The organism is Clostridium sp. C8, from assembly GCF_001010885.1.
GTDB lineage: Bacteria > Bacillota > Clostridia > Clostridiales > Clostridiaceae > Clostridium > Clostridium sartagoforme.
In genome coordinates this window covers 108,708-126,155 of sequence record NZ_LBMX01000040.1, presented here as the reverse complement: position 1 = coordinate 126,155, position 17,448 = coordinate 108,708, and the positions used below count along the sequence as shown (strand labels likewise).

Annotated in this window: 17 protein-coding genes; all 17 read right to left on the bottom strand. The window is 27.1% G+C overall.

Annotated features, from left to right (window positions below):
• Positions 1-74 precede the first annotated feature (74 nt).
• Positions 75-1,502 carry a HAMP domain-containing sensor histidine kinase gene (locus AAT22_RS05845; protein WP_047000559.1) on the bottom strand — a complete coding sequence of 476 codons (1,428 nt, stop codon included), beginning with the start codon at positions 1,500-1,502 and terminating at the stop codon, positions 75-77.
• Positions 1,503-1,506: 4 nt separating this feature from the next.
• Positions 1,507-2,421 (bottom strand): sensor histidine kinase, encoded by a 915-nt coding sequence (locus AAT22_RS05840; RefSeq protein ID WP_083935705.1) that lies wholly within the window; start codon positions 2,419-2,421, stop codon positions 1,507-1,509.
• Between the two features lie 145 nt (positions 2,422-2,566).
• Entirely contained in the window at positions 2,567-3,262 is a 696-nt protein-coding gene (locus tag AAT22_RS05835; RefSeq protein ID WP_047000558.1) for a response regulator transcription factor, read from the bottom strand.
• 311 nt (positions 3,263-3,573) lie between these two features.
• Positions 3,574-4,359 carry a formate/nitrite transporter family protein gene (locus tag AAT22_RS05830; protein ID WP_016208304.1) on the bottom strand — a complete coding sequence of 262 codons (786 nt, stop codon included), beginning with the start codon at positions 4,357-4,359 and terminating at the stop codon, positions 3,574-3,576.
• A gap of 135 nt (positions 4,360-4,494) precedes the next feature.
• A complete protein-coding gene (locus AAT22_RS05825; protein ID WP_047000557.1) occupies positions 4,495-5,274 on the bottom strand; it encodes a sirohydrochlorin cobaltochelatase in 780 nt (259 codons plus the stop codon).
• Between the two features lie 10 nt (positions 5,275-5,284).
• Positions 5,285-6,565: a glutamate-1-semialdehyde 2,1-aminomutase gene (gene hemL / locus AAT22_RS05820; protein WP_047000556.1), complete on the bottom strand. Its 1,281-nt coding sequence runs from the start codon at positions 6,563-6,565 to the stop codon at positions 5,285-5,287.
• Between the two features lie 3 nt (positions 6,566-6,568).
• Positions 6,569-7,537 carry a porphobilinogen synthase gene (gene hemB, locus AAT22_RS05815; RefSeq protein ID WP_016208307.1) on the bottom strand — a complete coding sequence of 323 codons (969 nt, stop codon included), beginning with the start codon at positions 7,535-7,537 and terminating at the stop codon, positions 6,569-6,571.
• 1 nt (position 7,538) lies between these two features.
• A complete protein-coding gene (cobA, locus tag AAT22_RS05810) occupies positions 7,539-9,029 on the bottom strand; it encodes a uroporphyrinogen-III C-methyltransferase (RefSeq protein WP_047000555.1) in 1,491 nt (496 codons plus the stop codon).
• A gap of 5 nt (positions 9,030-9,034) precedes the next feature.
• The gene (hemC, locus tag AAT22_RS05805) at positions 9,035-9,907 is read right to left on the bottom strand and encodes a hydroxymethylbilane synthase (protein WP_016208308.1); all 873 of its coding nucleotides are present in this window, start codon (positions 9,905-9,907) and stop codon (positions 9,035-9,037) included.
• 10 nt (positions 9,908-9,917) lie between these two features.
• A complete protein-coding gene (locus AAT22_RS05800; RefSeq protein ID WP_047000554.1) occupies positions 9,918-10,586 on the bottom strand; it encodes an NAD(P)-dependent oxidoreductase in 669 nt (222 codons plus the stop codon).
• Positions 10,544-11,749, bottom strand: a complete 1,206-nt coding sequence (gene hemA / locus AAT22_RS05795; protein ID WP_047000553.1) for a glutamyl-tRNA reductase — start codon at positions 11,747-11,749, stop codon at positions 10,544-10,546. The genes AAT22_RS05800 and hemA overlap by 43 nt, the downstream gene beginning before the upstream one ends.
• A gap of 560 nt (positions 11,750-12,309) precedes the next feature.
• Positions 12,310-13,287, bottom strand: coding sequence for a sulfite reductase subunit C (gene asrC, locus AAT22_RS05790; protein ID WP_016208550.1), 978 nt, complete (start codon positions 13,285-13,287; stop codon positions 12,310-12,312).
• A gap of 11 nt (positions 13,288-13,298) precedes the next feature.
• Complete coding sequence (gene asrB, locus AAT22_RS05785) at positions 13,299-14,093, bottom strand: anaerobic sulfite reductase subunit AsrB (protein ID WP_047000552.1); 795 nt, start codon at positions 14,091-14,093, stop codon at positions 13,299-13,301.
• Positions 14,086-15,102, bottom strand: a complete 1,017-nt coding sequence (asrA, locus tag AAT22_RS05780) for an anaerobic sulfite reductase subunit AsrA (RefSeq protein ID WP_047000551.1) — start codon at positions 15,100-15,102, stop codon at positions 14,086-14,088. The genes asrB and asrA overlap by 8 nt, the downstream gene beginning before the upstream one ends.
• A 25-nt stretch (positions 15,103-15,127) precedes the next feature.
• Positions 15,128-15,904, bottom strand: a complete 777-nt coding sequence (locus tag AAT22_RS05775) for a formate/nitrite transporter family protein (protein ID WP_047000550.1) — start codon at positions 15,902-15,904, stop codon at positions 15,128-15,130.
• Between the two features lie 110 nt (positions 15,905-16,014).
• Positions 16,015-16,713, bottom strand: a complete 699-nt coding sequence (locus AAT22_RS05770; protein ID WP_047000549.1) for a Crp/Fnr family transcriptional regulator — start codon at positions 16,711-16,713, stop codon at positions 16,015-16,017.
• 122 nt (positions 16,714-16,835) lie between these two features.
• Complete coding sequence (locus AAT22_RS05765) at positions 16,836-17,357, bottom strand: hypothetical protein (RefSeq protein ID WP_047000548.1); 522 nt, start codon at positions 17,355-17,357, stop codon at positions 16,836-16,838.
• Positions 17,358-17,448 lie beyond the last annotated feature (91 nt).

Here is a 17,448-nt window from a genome sequence, read left to right as displayed (position 1 = left end):
ACCATAAGGGGATTATACTACACGGGAGTTTTTTTGTTGTCTTTTAAATTTACTATAATAAATTTATTATTTAATTAAATTGATACATTTACAATAAACTTTTTATCTCTTATTTCTATTTTAAACTCTCCATTTTGTGCTTCTGTCAAACTTTTTGCTATATCCAAGCCTAGTCCTGTACCCTCTGTATTTCTAGATTCATCTCCTCTTTTAAATCTTTCAATAAGCTCACTCTCGTTAAATATTATTTTTTCTTTTGTTTCGTTTATAAATGTCATGTTACTTATTTTGTTTATTTTTCTATTATCATATTCTAGTATTATAAATACTTCTGAATCCATTAAAGAATATTTAAGTATATTTGATATTATATTTTGATATATTCTAAGAGTTTTATTATAATCCGCATATATGAAAGCTTTAAAAGCCTCAGTATTTTCCACTTCTTTTCCTTCTGAAAATATTTTAAAAGTAAACTTTAGCTTTGATTCATTAATTTTATCATTTACTTCAATTAATGCTTGATTTAGTACTTCTTTTATATCAATTTCTTTAATATCCAAAATAATACCATTGGAATTAGCCATTATTGATTCTTTTAAATCATTTATTAAAATTTTTATTCTTTTTGCTTTTCTTTCTAATATATCTATATAATCATTTTTATTACTTTCAGTGAACTTTCCTTTACTTAAAAAGTCAACATAATTTATTATAGATGTTAAGGGTGTTCTTAGATCATGAGATACATTAGTTATTAGTTCAACCTTCTTTATATTTGATATAGCTTCATAATTTTCAACCACTTGGGAGGTTGAAATAAGCTCATTTATAGCTCTATTCATAATGTTGAATTCTATCCCATTAAGCAAAGCATAGCGATTTTTATTTTCGTTTAATATTTTATAGACATCATCAAAATTGCCACTTTCTAAACTTTCAATTGTTTTATCTAATGTTAAGTTTAATGTTTCCATTATCAAATAATTTTTAAACACGCTTATTCCAAGATAGATAAATACTAATATATTTAATATAACTATCCACCAAAGTATAGTTTCTTTTATATCAACTCCAAACATAGTAAATTGAAAAAAGCCTTGATATAAAGTTATATAAAATATTGCTATTATTAAAAGCTTCATGAATTTATCAAATAATTTTACTCTATAAAAATTTCTTTCATATGTTTTAATATCATCATCTTTATAAATTCTGCTTTTTAATACTATCTGAAATACTGATATTGCTACAATTATAGCAAATACTATCCACGTAAGTAATACAATATACTTTGGACCTTCGCTATTATAATTAGGCAAAAATTCTTCTCCAGTAGTGTTAACTAATTTTCTTATAACAAAATAATTCATAAGCACTAATATTTTTCCAATTATAGTTTCCATAAATACTTTTTCATTTATATCTTTTAACTTTCTTATTTCTTCATCTTTAATCCATCTAATTTTATAATTTTTATATAAAACTTTATCTAATATCATTGGATTACTCCTCTTCTAAACATGATTCTTGAACACAGTTAATATTAAAAGATATTTCTACTTTAAATAAGTCTCCATCTATACTTATATTAAAACTTCCTTTTTGAAGAAGAACTAAATTCTTAGCAATTTCCAAGCCTAGTCCTGATACATTTTCTTCTTTATTATTATTTATTATATATATCAAATCCTTAGGCTCTATATTTAACTCTTTTTTCGAAGTATTTTTTATACATATATGTATCTTATTATCACTGCATCTTACATCTATATAAACTCTACTATTTTCTAAAGAATGTTTTAGTGCATTTTCAAATAATATATCAAATACTCTCCATAGTTTTTCTCCACTACAATAAATTACTATATCTTTCTTTGGGAAACTTGGTCTGAAAGATATTGTGCTTTTATTTATTTTATCTTCAAATTCAATTATGGCTTGCTTTAAAAATTCAACTATTTCAATTTCATTTATTTCTAAAGTCATATCTCCTGTGGCTGTCTTTGATGCTTCAAATAATTCTTCAATTAACTTTTTTAAGTTATTAGATTTATTTTTCAACAACTCTATTATTTCTTTATCATTATTTTCACTTTTTAACTTTTCTATATTAATCAATATATCTTCTAAAGGCTTATTTAATTTTTTAGTTAAATTATCTATAAGTTGAAGATTTACGTTCTCATTTCTTTTTGTGTTAATTGCAGATTTCTTTAGACTTTTAGCTATTTTATTAACCTTTAATAATAAATCTAAATACCTTTTTCTTATATTCATATTTAAGTCTTCTTTGTTAAATATCTCTTTATTACTAAAAGAATTCAAATCATTTTCTTTTTCAAATTCTTCTAGCCAACTTTCTATCCCTTTCCAAATCATTGTTGTTTCGAAATTGTTACTTATAAGTTTTAATAGCATTGATATGTTTAAAAATATTAGTGTTAAAATTATTAAGGTTAAAAATTTATAGTTAGGAATTAAATACACAATAATTAAAATTACTATTGTTATAAAAAAAATACTTAAGTGTTTTATAAGACCTTTATTACTTATTAATAAATATCTATTTTTCAAACTTATATCCAACTCCCCATACTACTTTTAAATATCTTGGATTCTTAGGATCTATTTCTATCTTTTCTCTTATTCTCCTAACATGAACCATAACTGTATCCGTACTAAAGCAGGGTTCCTCCCATACACGTTCATATATTTCTGCTGAAGAAAAAACTCTTCCTGGATTACTTAAAAGAAGTTCTAAGATCTTATACTCTGTTCTAGTTATTTTAATTTCTTTTCCGTCTACCTCAAAATATTTTCTATTTTTATCCAATTTAATTATTCCATAAGTTAATACATCTTCATTTTGTTCTTTTATATAATTTCCAAGATCTACATACCTTCTAAGTTGTGATTTTACTCTTGCTATAAGTTCTAATGGATTAAATGGTTTTGTTATATAATCATCAGCCCCTATGTTTAATCCCAATATTTTATCAATATCCTGTGATTTTGCTGATAAAATTATTATAGGAATATTTTTTTCTTTCCTTATATTCATAGTTGCTCGCATTCCATCCATTTTAGGCATCATTAAATCCATTATTACAAGATGTATATCTTCTTTTTCTATTATGTTAAGAGCTTCTACTCCATCATATGCTTTTATAACATTTATATCTTCATTTTTTAAATATATCTCTATTGCATCAGTTATTTCTTTTTCGTCATCCACAACCAAAACATTGTATTTACTCATAAATCCATCCTTGATATTTTATATAAAATACCCCTTCTTCTATTTTTTTATATTTAAATTATAACATTTATTCATATATATTTATAATAATATAAATATATAAAATTAACCTATCAGATTTCTAACAAATTCCTAAAATTTATATAAGATCTAATTTATATAAACTTATATTCATAACTTAGGAACTAAAAAAAATTGGACATATGTAAATTTGCTTATGACCTCACTTCGCCCAAGTCAACGCAGACTTACATATGTCCACTAGAAAACTTAAGGATGGATATTTATCCACCCTATATGTAATAAAAATTTTAAACTTCCTCTTTATGTCCGCTGGTAATATAATAATACGGTAAAGCTAAAAATAATATTCCTCCAATAAAGTTTCCGATAGATACTAGAATAATATTATATGCATATCCACCTATGGTTATTGTTGATGGATCTATTAAGTATCCCATAGCGAGAAATCCCATATTTGCTACACTGTGTTCAAATCCTGCTGTTATAAATGTAAATAAGCACCAAAATATCATTAATATTTTAGCAGTTTCTTCTTTTAACTTATAACACATCCAAACTGCTAAACAAACTAATATATTACATAAAATTCCTTTTAATATAAGTTGTCCTGCTGGCGTACTTATTTTAGAATAAGCATTATTTACAATAAATTCTCCAATATATTCACTTTTTCCACTAGTTAAACCAGCTTGTACAAATAATATTGCTCCAAGAATTCCACCTAAAATATTTCCAATCCAACTTGCAAACCATATTTTTATAGCATCAACCCAAGTTACTGTTTTTTCTAAAGCTCCCATAGTCATTATCATAGCATTACTTGTAAATAAATCTCCGCCTGCCATTAATACTAAACTAAGAGCCACACCAAAGGATGCTCCCATTAAAATCTTATAAGTTTCTATTCCATTATGATGCATTATTCCACCTATAGTGTAAATAAGCATAATTCCTAAACTTACAAATAAACTTCCAATCATTGCACTAACTAAGTATCTCCCCGTACTTCTCCTTAGTAAGTTACTTTTAACTTCTGCTGAGTGGGCTAAATTATGAATTTCTTTACTGTACATGATATCCCCCATATTATAGTTACTTTTTTAACAATTATTAATATAAATAAATTTCATTTTTTACTAACACATTTTACAATGAAAAACAAAGTTTTGCAATGAAAACTTTGTTTTATCCTTGTTTATGTTTAATTTTTATTTAAATTCTTTTTTTATCTTATTTATATAATATTTTCTTATTTCCTCATATTCTAAAAGTGATTTTCTAGTAACTTTAACTTTTATACCATGATCTTTTATAAAAGTTTTCCATGAATTATTTTCTCCAAAAATATCTTTTTCTATATGATTTCCAGGAAGCATTAGTATCGGAGCTAATGTTATTTCATCAATTTTATCTTCTAATAAATATCTTGTAACATCTTCTTTTCTTATGTCTCCTTCTAATGTTCCAATATAAGTATTTTTGTATTGATTTTCTATAAATACCGTTTTTAATTTATTATAAGCTTCTGTACTTATTGTTTTAGATCCATGACCAACTAATACTATGTTATCCTCTTTTGGTAAATCACTTTCCATCGATTTAGCAATTAAGTTACAGGACTCTATTAATTCTTCTTCTTTATCACTCATAAGAACTTTTCCTAAAATTATTTTTGAAAAAGAATAATCGTATTCTTTTACGGTTTTTTCTATACTAGAGTACTCACTTCCTTCAATTACATGAAGTGGTTGTATATATACTTCTTTATACCTATCATTACTTAAATTAAATAAAACTTGCTCTAATCTAGGCACTACTTTTCCATATTTATTAAATAACATATTGGATAATACACTTGAAGTAAAAGCCTTACAAACATGATACTTTTCTTTTACACTTTCTCTTATTTCTTTTTCAAAGTTTTCTAACTCATTAATACCTTCTAAATTGGCTGTTCCAAAAGAAACAATAATTATTGCTTTAGACATATGCACCTCTCTATTCTATATTAAAATTTTTAAATACCTTTAAAAACTTATTTATATGTTCTTCAGTATGAGCAACACTTAAAAATAAAGATTCATATTGTGATGGTGGTATATTAATCCCATTTAACAACATGTGCTTAAAGTATTTTTTAAAAATTTCTTCATCACAAGTTTTAACATCACTATATTTTTTAACTTCCTTTGATTCTGTAAAAAATAAGGTAAACATTCCTCCACACCTATTAACTATTAATGGAATATTTTTTTCTTTTGCAATATCTAATACACCATCTTCTAACATCTTTCCAAGCTGATTTATTTTATCATAATATTCTTCTTTATTTCTTTTTAATTTATTTAAAGTTGCGATTCCTGCTGCCATTACAATTGGATTTCCTGACATAGTTCCAGCCTGATAAACCTCTCCAACTGGAGATAAACATTCCATTATTTCTTTTCTTCCACCATATGCACCACAAGGAAGTCCTCCCCCTATTATTTTTGCATAAGTCACTAAATCTGGCTTCGCATTAAATAATTTTTGTGCTCCTTCGAAAGCTACTCTAAATCCACTCATAACTTCATCAAAAATCAATAAAGATCCATATTGGTCACAAAGTTCTCTAATAAAGTTCATAAAGTCTTCTTCCGCTTTTACAACTCCCATATTCCCTGCAACTGGCTCTATTATAACACCTGCAATATCTTCTCCATATTTTTTGAATAAATCTTTAATACTTTCCTTATCATTATATGTTGCTATAAGTGTGTTTTTTATACTATCTTCCGGCACTCCTAATGATCCAGGGATTCCATTTGTTAACACTCCTGAACCTGCCTCAATTAAAAATCCATCAAAGTGCCCGTGATAACACCCTGCAAATTTTATTATTTTATTTTTCTTTGTATATCCCCTTGCAAGCTTTATAGCACTCATAGTTGCTTCTGTACCTGAGTTCACCATTCTTATCATATCTATATTTTTTAAATTTTTACATAAAAATTTAGACATTATAAGTTCTAACTCTGTCGGTGCACCAAAAGCTATTGAGCTTTCAGAAACTTCTTTAATACATTTTACTACCTCGTTATCACAATGGCCTAAAATCATTGGTCCCCAAGCTAATACAAAATCTATGTACTCATTACCTTCTTCATCTACTATTATTGCCCCTTTTCCGCTTTTTATAATGGGCGGAGTTAATCCTGTACTTTTATATGATCTTACTGGAGAATTTACTCCTCCTGGCATATATTTTTTAGACTCATGAAATATAACTTGATTTTTCATAATTTAATTCTCCTTTAGCCATTTAGCTGCTTCTAATGCATGATATGTTATTATAAAATCTGCTCCTGCTCTTTTCATTGAAAGAAGCATTTCTAGAACTATTCCTTTTTCATCTATAAGGCCCATTTTAGCACCAGCTTTTACCATTGCATATTCACCACTAACATTATAAGCACAAATAGGCACATTAATTTTATCTTTTGCTCTTCTTATAATATCTAAATATGATAGTGCCGGTTTTACCATTATTATATCTGCACCCTCATTTATATCCCATTCAATTTCTCTTAAAGCTTCTTCTGAATTAGCAGGATCCATTTGATAAGTTTTTCTATCTCCAAATTGAGGTGCAGAATGAGCAGCTTCTCTAAATGGTCCATAAAAATATGATGAATATTTTGCTGAATAACTCATTATTGCAACATTCTCATATTTATTTTCATCTAATATATTTCTTATATATGCAACTCTTCCATCCATCATATCTGAAGGTGCAACCATATGAGCTCCAGCCCTTGCATGAGATAGTGCTATTTTACCTAGTATTTCTAATGTTTTGTCATTATCAATATTTAATTCATCTAATATTCCACAGTGTCCATGACTTGTGTATTGACACATGCAAACATCTGTAATTATATATAAATTATTTGAGAGTTCTTTTATTTTCTTTACAGCCTTTTGTACTATTCCATCATTATTAAAACTCTCTGATCCACATTCATCTTTATGCTTTGGTAATCCAAACAAAATTACACCCTTTATATTAAGACTTTCAACTTCTTCTATTATTTCATGTAATCTATCTATTGACCAATGATAATTGCCTTCCATAGAATTTATTTCTTCTTTTATATTTTCTCCTTCAACAACAAAGATAGGAAATATGAAATCATTAGTATTTAATTGATTTTCTCTAACTAAATCTCTTATTGCTGAATTTATTCTTAATCGTCTTCCTCTTTTAATCATATTATTCACCTTTGCTTTCCTTAAACCTATTATATATCTCTATTATTTCATCTAAGAATCCATCTTCTGAATGTTTTTTACACATATGTGCTTCCTGTATTAAATTTTCTTTTAAAGCTTTATATGTTTGAGGACCAATTGCAATATTAAACTTTGATTTTATATCATCTATACTAAAGATATCTATCATATTATTTACAGTACTTGGACTTGTATATAATATGAAATCTACCTCTTCAAATACCTTTTTATTTTTTACTTCACCACAAATTGTATTATATGTATGAACTTTATCTACATGTAAACCTAGTTTTTCAATTTCTTCCTTTAAATATTCCCTACTTAAAGAAGAGCATGGTATTAATACTTTTTCTCCTTTAACTAAATAGGGGGCTAATTCTTTAAAAAGTCCCTCTCCAACAAATTCTCTTCCCATTATAAAGCTTTGAATTCCTCTTTCTTCTAAGGCTCTTTTAGTAGCCTTACCAACAACAGAAAACTTAGCTTTTATAGTTCTTATATCAATTTTATTTTCTATTATGTAATCAAAGAATATATTAACCCCATTTACTGAAGTAAGTATTATGTGATTATATTCACCTAATTTATCCTTAACAAAATTTAAATTTTCTTTAGTTTGTTGTATTTTTATAGAATTTATTTCCGTTACTTCTGCTCCTAAATCCCTAAGTTTCTTCTTTAAATTAGAAGACTGTTCTCTTGATCTTGTTACACATATATTAAGTCCAAAAAGCGGCTTTTTCTCATACCAATTTAACTTATCGCTTAATTCAACAACATCTCCCATAACAATTATACATGGAGATTTAAGCTTAGCCTTTAAAACTTTTTCTTCTATATCTTCTAAAGTTCCAATTACTTTTTTTTGCTTTGATGACGTTCCTCTCATTATTACTGCGACTTTAGTATTTTTGTCTTTTCCATTCATTATTAAGTTTTCTTTTATTATGCTAAGATTACTTAATCCCATCATAAAAACTAATGTGCCTTTTTCTTTAGATATTGCTTCCCAATTTATATTTAATGTTCCTGCAGTCATACCTGTTATTATATGAAAACTTTGAGCCATTCCTCTTTGTGTTATTGGAATACCTGCATAGTTCAATACTGATATTGGAGAAGTTATGCCTGGAACTACTTCAAAATCTATTCCCTCTTCAATTATAGAAAGTACTTCTTCTCCTCCTCGGCCAAAAACATAAGGATCTCCCCCCTTAATTCTCCCAACAGTATGCCCTTCCCTAGCAAGTTTTATTAAAATTTCATTTATTTCTTCTTGAGTTCTATAATGACATCCTGGTTCTTTTCCACAATAATATATTTTACAATCTTCTTTTAAATAATTTAATATATTATTTGAAACTAATCTATCATATAAAACAGCAGTACATCTTTTTAATGCTTCTACTGCCTTTAATGTTAATAACTCTTCATCTCCTGGTCCAGTACCTATTATATAAACTTTACTCATTTTTATTATCCTTTCAAAATCTTTTCAGCCAATTTAAATCCTAGTTCTATATTTTCATTTTTATTTCCAAGTATATCTTTCTTTATCATCTTTCCATTTACATTAAAGGTTCCTATCATATATAAATCATTATCTGTTATTTCTGAATAAACACCAATAACACTATGACAATCACCATTTAATCTTCTCATAAAACTTCGTTCTGCTTCTACTGCAGTCCTAACTTCTTTATTATCTAGATTGCGTAAGTACTCGTTATACTCACCATTTTTCAATACCTCTATTCCTAATGCACCTTGCCCTATTGCTGGTAAAAATATCTTCGGATCAAAATAATCTGTTATTATATTTTCTAAATTTAATCTTTTTAATCCAGCAGCTGCTAAAATTATTCCATCCATTCTTTCATTTTTCATCTTTTCTAATCTAGTTTGAACATTCCCTCTAATTGGAACTATCTTTAAATCTTTTCTAATTTCCTTTATCATAGCTGCTCTTCTTATACTACTTGTTCCTATAACTGCACCTTCTTTTAAATCCTTAAAAGAAATATTATTGCTTGACACAAACACATCTCTTATATCTTCTCTTTCAGGAATTGCTGCTAATTCGAAATCCTGTGGTAATTCAAATGGTACATCTTTCATACTATGCACAGCTCCATGTGCTTCTTTATTTAAAAGTGCATATTCTATTTCCTTAACAAATAGTCCTTTACCACCTATTTTGTCAAGAGTTACATCTAGCCTTTTATCTCCTTCTGTAACTATTAATAATTTTTTAGAATCTATATTATATTTATCCTTTATAAGCTTAATTATTTTATCTGCTTGAATTTGGGCTAACTTACTTTTTCTAGTTGCAATAATTAACTCCATAAAACTTCTCCTATAAATCTTTATATATTTTTTTTACAATCTCTTTTCCAAAAAATAGTTCTAATACTAATTTATCTTTTCTCTTTATATATATATATTTAAAATCTTCACTACATACGAAGTTTATAATTTCTTTTTTATTTTTTTCAATGAACTTAGCCTTGTCTCTAATCTTTGATGAATATTCAATAAAATCATCATAATTATTTAGTATATCAAAAACTTTATTGGATAACATTATTGCTCCTTTTGGATTTCCATTCTTAGTGTTCAATGCAAAAGTTATATTTTTTAATTGCCTCTGCATTGGTGCCACAGCCATTCCTTTTATATAATCAGAAGCAAATATGTATATTTTAAACTCATCCTCACAGTCCTTTTTTATCTCAAGATTTATATTTTCATCATTTGTAGATATTATTACTAAATGTTTATTTTTTATAAATTTCTTATTATAAGTTCCCTTTATAAGTTTAATATTTTTTAAATCATAAAATTCACTTATAAAATTCAAAGATAAAACTTCAACTTGACATCCATTCTCTAGAAATTTCTTGCATTTTAAATAGCTAGCTTTTCCTCCACCAACTATACCAACACTTAACTTATTTGACATTATAGACAGATAAGTGTAGTTTAAATCTTCTTTAGAAATATCTTCTCTAATATCCTCATACATTCTTCTTCCTGCCCCTTTAATTTTTCTTCTTTTAAAACTTCAATAGCTTTATTAACGTAATAGTCTGATGTACTTTTTATAAGCTTTTGTGCAATTTCTATATCTTTTTTATCTATGCATTTATTTTTTAATGTAACTTCTCTTTCTTCTATAACTTTAATACTATCAGTTTTCATATTCCTTATAATATTTGATATGTCTCTTGTATCTTTCCAATTAGAGAAGCGCTCTATATATTCACTTATTACATACTTAAATTTTATCATTTTATCTTTTCTTAGTTTTTTATTTTCATCATCAATTAAACTAATGTCATCAATATCATAAAGTTCCACCCTTTTAAAATCCTTAATACTACTATCTACATCTCTTGGAAGAGCTAAATCAAAAATTACTAGCTTATTTCCATTACTTTCAATATGCTTTTTTTCTATAATTAAGTGTGGGGCTGAAGTACAAGAAATCACACAATCCATATTATTAATTATATTTCTTCCATCTTCATAATTCATTATTTTAACTCTGTCATCATCTATATAGTCAACTTTTTCAACTTGCCTAACTACTAAATTAATTTCCTCTATATGACTAGAAATAGCATACTTCACTACTAACTTTCCAACTTCACCATATCCTATTACCATAATTCTTTTTGAACCTTTTTGAATTGCTTCATTTATTGAAATAGATGCAGAAGATATTGGTATTTCATAAAATCTTCCTTCTGTTCTAAATCTTTTACCACATGTAATTGCTTCTTGAAATAGTCTTTGAAGATCATGTTTAACTGCCTTAATTTCAAGAGCTAATTGATATGAATCTTTTATTTGTCCAAGTATTTGATCTTCTCCTAATATTTTAGAGTGAAATCCACAGACTACTTCCATTAAATGCCTTACAGTTTCTTTTTCTTTTAAATAAAAACAATATTCTTTTAAGTTTATATCCCATTTTAATATTTCAAAAATCTTTTTTAATCCTTCTTCATCACTTAAAGAACCATTAAAATAAATTTCTGTTCTATTACAAGTACTTAATATAACAACTTCATCAAAATATTGTATTAATTTTTTTGTATATTCCTCTCTCCTTTTAGGAGACAAAGCTAACTTTTCTCTTATTTCCACCTTTGTATTTTTCTTAATTCCTAAAAGCTGAATCATAATACTACTCCTAATTTATTTTAATATCTATTTATCTCTAGTTTTTTATCATACCTTTATTATACTCTTATTACAAACTTTTTTCACACTTGTAATAAAATGCGAAGCATTTTTCAGTTCATAGTTCACAAGGCACAGTTCACAGTTGTTTTGATTTTATATGTAACAGGGAACAGGTATCAGGTAACAAGTACTAAATGTAAACTATAATTAAAAATTAAGAAACATCTAGTTCAAGGTAAGCTTAGGAACAGTAGTTAGTTTTGTGCAGCAAAACAACCTCAATTTTTTCATTCTTGTATTTATAAATTGCTTTGAAGTTTGTATCATAACCTGTTACCTTTTACTTTATTCCAAAAACTATGAATTATAGTGAGAAACTAGAAGTACTTGGTGAAGAAAAAATTGCTATGCCTTAGAGTTGTTGGTTTGTCTGAACGTAGTCGAGTTAACCAAAACTCTTGGCATAGCAATTTTTTGAAGCCTAGTACTTCTTTCGTAGCTATTAGCTTATGGAGCATCTTCTATTATTTTTGACTCTTGTTCAAAGCTTAAAATTATTAATATTTTACTCCGCTCCAATAAATATTTTCTTTAAGAATTGCTTTATCTGAAAGCTGAACTCCCTCAAGAGCCCACTTTTTGAATTCCATAAAACCTGTTCTATCAACGATATATCCTATGTGTTCTTTTCCTTCTGGGGCATCCTTTGCAATATATTCCTTAACGTATTTATAAGTATTTAATATTATTTGTATTATACTTTCTTCATCTACCCATATTATAAAATCTTCTGCTAATCTTGGATTTTTCTTTCCTGTTCTACCCATTATAGCCAATCTATAATATTTTTCTTTACTTCTGCTCCAAGCTCCCGTTGGACAACTAATAACACATTGTCCACATCCTATACATTTGCTATGATCCCTAACAGGTCTATAATTTTCTCCATGTAAAGCTCCTGTTGATTTTTTACTGCAAGCTTTAATACACGCTCCACAAGATACACATCTACTGCTATCGAATTGTGGCTCTGTCATTCCTATTATTCCAAAATCATGCATTCTAGCTTTTATACAATCATTAGGACATCCTGTTAAAGCTATTTTAAAATGTAGATCATTTGGGAATATTGCTTTTTCTATTTTCTTAGCAAAGTTTGTTGTATTATAATTACCAAATGGACATACCTTGTTTCCTATGCATGCTGATACATTTCTTGTTCCTGCTGCTGTATATCCCTTTCCTGGAACTTCTTGATTTATTTCTAATCCTTCTATTATAGGTTGTAACATGATATTAACTTCTGATATATCTTCCATATCTATTCCCGGAATTTCAAAGCCTTGTCTTGTTGTTAAGTGAACTGTTCCATTACCGTATTTATCTGCAATTTCTTGAATTAATCCTAAATATTCAGCCTTTAATAATCCACCAGGAACTCTTACTCTTGAAGCTGTCATTCCTCTTTCCTTTGTAACTCTAAAGGCATTTTTTTTAAGCTTTTTAGTATTGATATCCGTAGTACTTGTATTCATAGCAATTCCCCCTAGTCTATTAAATCTTTTCCTTTTGAATAATTAAACACAGGTCCTTCTAAGCAAATATATGTATCATCTATTTTACAATGTCCGCATTTTCCTATTCCACAACACATTTTTCTTTCTTGTGATATCCATATATTTTCTTCTTTAATTCCTAGCTTTAAAAATTCTAATACAGTAAATTTCATCATCATAGGAGGTCCAACCACAACAACTTGTACACTTTTTATATCTTTTATATCAAGTTCTGGAACATATTTGGTTACGAGCCCAACTTTACCCTGATATCCTTCTTGCGCTCCATCTACTGTTAATATTACATTTATATTCTTTTCCCAGGTTTTTATATCTTCTCTAAATAATATATCTTTAGGAGATTTAAAACCTGAAATTAAAGTGAAACTTTTACAATCATTTGTATTATTTGAAAAATAATCTACAATTCCTTTAACAGGTGAAAGTCCAGTTCCTCCAGCTACTACTATTACTTCCTTATCCTTATAATTATTTATATCGAATCCATTCCCATAGGGTCCTCTTAAAAATAGCTTATCTCCAATATAATTATTGAAAACTTCATCTGTAACTTTACCAACTCTTCTTATTGTTAAATCAACATAATTTTCACCTATTCCGCTTACTGATATAGGTGCTTCACCAAATTTCGGAATTGAAACTTCAAAAAATTGTCCTGGCTTCACATCTCCTTTAAAAGCCATTCTAAAAGTATATTCTATTTCTGTATGTTTAATAACATCTAATATTTCTGATATAAAAGGTAAATATTCATTTTTAGTCATTCTTAGTCACCTCATCCATAGCTTTTTCTAATTTATTTATACAATTTGAGAAGGATATATATTGAGGGCAAATATCGTCACATCTTCCACATCCTACACACATATGATGTCCCCATCTTTTTTTGTAATCATGAACTTTATGAAGAACTTTAAATCTCATTCTTTGACCTTTATCTTTCCTAAAGCTATGTCCTCCTGCCATATCAGTATATCCATCTACATGACATGAAGCCCAAACTCTTCTTCTTTCTCCAACCTTACCATTGTCTTTATAGAATATATCTTGCATAGTAAAGCATGTACATGTCGGGCATACAAAGTTACATCTACCACAAGCTATGCATCTTTCTGAATACTCATCCCACATAGTTGATTTCATAACCCTTAAGTCTAAGTTATCTGGTATGTTAACTTCAATTTCATTATCTTCTACAAAATCTGGAATTACATTTAAAGTTTTATTACTCAATGATTTAAATATATTTTCAAACTCTTCATCTTTTATATCTAAATATACTTCTTCACCAGTTTTCTTAATATAAGTATTATATTCATCTGTTTTATTTGTTCCCATACTTAAACAAAAACAACTCTTAAAGCTTTTTTCACATCCTATTAAAACAAACTTAGCTTTTTCTCTTAGCTTCTTATAATATGGATCTTCAAATTTATTGTTTAAATAGATATTATCTATTCTTTTTAAAGAATGTATATCACAACTTCTTAAAAAAATTAATATTGATTTTTCATCAATTTCTGACTCCTTCACTTCATTTTCTGTAAAGAAAAATAATGTTTGAGTTATTGGAAGCAATACTTCTTTGTATGAAAACTGTGACTTTTTATCAAATTCTATTTCTTCAACTTTTGATATTTCACCATATCTAACTATATCAGTATCTGAAAAGGTTCCTTTTCCTTCAAAAACCTTTGGTGCATATATCTTATACTTTTTTGATAATTCTTGTAATCCCTTATTAAATTCTTCTACTTTAAGCTTATATCCCATCTTAAACACCTCTTAGTTTATTTAATTAGTTGACTTTTTTCTTTCTAGATATTATGTAATAAGGTATTGCCATAAATACAATTCCTCCTACCATATTACCTAATGTTACTATTATAATGTTATATGCATATCCGCCTATGCTTACAGCTGTGCCTGCTGGTGAAAGTAATCCTATTGTTAATAAAGTCATATTGGCTACACTATGCTCAAATCCTGCTGTTATAAACACAAATAAACACCAAAATATCATTATAAGTTTAGATACTTCCTCCTTGCACTTAAAGCTGCACCATACAGCTAAGCAAACTAATATATTACATAATATTCCTCTAAAAAACAAATCACTAACTGGCAAAGACATTTTAGCTGCACTAGTTTTTGCTATAAAATCTCCAACTGGACCATTTGCTAATCCAGCCATAAAAAATAATGTTCCTGCAAGTATTGAACCTATTAAATTTCCAATAAAACTTACTATCCAAACCTTAATTGTTTCTAACCAAGAGACTTCTTTATTTAATGATCCTACAGCCATGATAAAATTGTTCCCTGTAAATAATTCAGAACCTGCAAATATTACTAAACTCAAGGCTACTCCAAATGATAATCCCATAACAATTTTAGTTGCTGATGAATTAGCTGAACTAAGTAATCCTCCAATTGTAAAAATCAACATAATTCCAAGTCCAACATATATTCCAGCAAGCATTGAGCTTATAAAGTAACCAATTCTGTTTTCTTTTAATAATTCTACTTTTGCTTTTGCTGCTGTTGATACTTTATTAAATTCTTCATTAAACATAATTTCCCCCTTATTATTGTGATTATAATCACAATCTCTATAACAAGATTATAAAGCTTAATAAAAATAAAAACTGTGATAATTATCACAGTTTCTCTATTTTTTATATTCTATTTAGTTTCTATTCCCTTGAAAAATTTTACAATTTTATCTTTATCTTTTACTACTATTCTTCTCTTTTCGTATGTTATTAAATTATTTTCTTGAAGAATTTTTAATGCTCTTGATATGGTTTCTCTTGGAGCACCAAACATATCTGCTAGATAAGTTATACTTATATTCAAATCTATTAAAGTACCTTCTTCAATTTCTTTTCCATAATCCTTACATAACTTCCATAGCTTTGCCGCTACTTTTTTTTCAACCTTTAAAGGCGTAGAGTTCTTTAACTGCCTGTACAATCTTCTCACCTTTATGCTTAAAGAAGATATTACTATTTTCGTTAATTCAAAATCTTTTGCCATAATTTCTTGAAATCTCATTCTATCAAAAGATAATATTTCTGATTTTTCAAATACTTCACAGTTTATAGATGCTGGTAAGTCATCTAAAACTACTGCATTAATAATAGTCTCTTTCCCTAATATAAATATTACTTTCTTTTGAGCAGACTCATTTAATTTATATAATGAAACTTTTCCACTACATACTATGTAAATTTTATTAATTTCTTCTTTATCTCTAAATATATGACTTCCCTTTAAGTAACATTTACTCTCGCCTATTTCGGCTAGTTCATATATTGTATTTGTGTCAATATTTTTAAATAAATCCATGTTGCTTAATTGACTTTTTACTAGTTCTTTCATTTTGTTTACCTATTCCTATTGAAATTACTTATCTTTCAAGTATTTACTTAAAAGATATCACATATATTAGCAATAAGTAAAGTGAGTATTGTCATAAAAATAAAAGGAAGTTTTCCTTCCTTTTAATAATTCATCAATGATTCTAAATCTAACCCCATATCTCCAGTTTTATATTTTATTAAAACTTCAATATTGTATTTATTTTTATAATATTCAATTATACTTTCTAGTGATTTTTCAATAGCTGAATATAAGTCCAATGAAATTTTATTTTCATCTTCTAAAGTCTTATTTATAAAATTTATAAATTTAGTACTTCTTGAATCTGTAAGAGCTTCTAAAATTAAAATAACCTCTGAATAGTCTCTATCAATGACTTCTTTAATTTCTGGTTTCTCACTTAAATCTATATTACACAAATTATATATTACCTTCGGTTCTATAGATTTAAGAAACAACTTTAAATGTTCTACGTTCCCATCAAGCCTTATTATAGTAACATCCTTTTCTATTTCCTTTAATATATCACTGTCTTCATTTTTCCTAATAATCAAATATGTTTCAATATTATTTAAAATAAGATATTTAGTAAAATATATTATAAACTTATCCGAACATCCAACTATAACTGCACTATCTTTCATAATATCCTCCAAATATTAAGCTTTCATAAGATTATTATATTATTTAATATAATAAAAGGTGAACATCTATAGCTTTACTCCCTTAATTGCT

Bases quoted from the DNA above. Each gene is read 5' to 3' on its own strand.
- AAT22_RS05770 (WP_047000549.1), bottom strand. From the start codon at position 16,713: ATGAAAGAACTAGTAAAAAGTCAATTAAGCAACATGGATTTATTTAAA.
- AAT22_RS05845 (WP_047000559.1), bottom strand. From the start codon at position 1,502: ATGATATTAGATAAAGTTTTATATAAAAATTATAAAATTAGATGGATT.
- hemB (WP_016208307.1), bottom strand. From the start codon at position 7,537: ATGATTAAAAGAGGAAGACGATTAAGAATAAATTCAGCAATAAGAGAT.
- AAT22_RS05765 (WP_047000548.1), bottom strand. From the start codon at position 17,357: ATGAAAGATAGTGCAGTTATAGTTGGATGTTCGGATAAGTTTATAATA.
- asrC (WP_016208550.1), bottom strand. From the start codon at position 13,287: ATGAATACAAGTACTACGGATATCAATACTAAAAAGCTTAAAAAAAAT.
- asrA (WP_047000551.1), bottom strand. From the start codon at position 15,102: ATGGGATATAAGCTTAAAGTAGAAGAATTTAATAAGGGATTACAAGAA.
- hemL (WP_047000556.1), bottom strand. From the start codon at position 6,565: ATGAAAAATCAAGTTATATTTCATGAGTCTAAAAAATATATGCCAGGA.
- hemA (WP_047000553.1), bottom strand. From the start codon at position 11,749: ATGATTCAGCTTTTAGGAATTAAGAAAAATACAAAGGTGGAAATAAGA.
- asrB (WP_047000552.1), bottom strand. From the start codon at position 14,093: ATGACTAAAAATGAATATTTACCTTTTATATCAGAAATATTAGATGTT.
- hemC (WP_016208308.1), bottom strand. From the start codon at position 9,907: ATGGAGTTAATTATTGCAACTAGAAAAAGTAAGTTAGCCCAAATTCAA.
- AAT22_RS05825 (WP_047000557.1), bottom strand. From the start codon at position 5,274: ATGTCTAAAGCAATAATTATTGTTTCTTTTGGAACAGCCAATTTAGAA.
- AAT22_RS05775 (WP_047000550.1), bottom strand. From the start codon at position 15,904: ATGTTTAATGAAGAATTTAATAAAGTATCAACAGCAGCAAAAGCAAAA.
- AAT22_RS05800 (WP_047000554.1), bottom strand. From the start codon at position 10,586: ATGTATGAGGATATTAGAGAAGATATTTCTAAAGAAGATTTAAACTAC.
- AAT22_RS05830 (WP_016208304.1), bottom strand. From the start codon at position 4,359: ATGTACAGTAAAGAAATTCATAATTTAGCCCACTCAGCAGAAGTTAAA.
- cobA (WP_047000555.1), bottom strand. From the start codon at position 9,029: ATGAGTAAAGTTTATATAATAGGTACTGGACCAGGAGATGAAGAGTTA.
- AAT22_RS05835 (WP_047000558.1), bottom strand. From the start codon at position 3,262: ATGAGTAAATACAATGTTTTGGTTGTGGATGACGAAAAAGAAATAACT.
- AAT22_RS05840 (WP_083935705.1), bottom strand. From the start codon at position 2,421: ATGCTATTAAAACTTATAAGTAACAATTTCGAAACAACAATGATTTGG.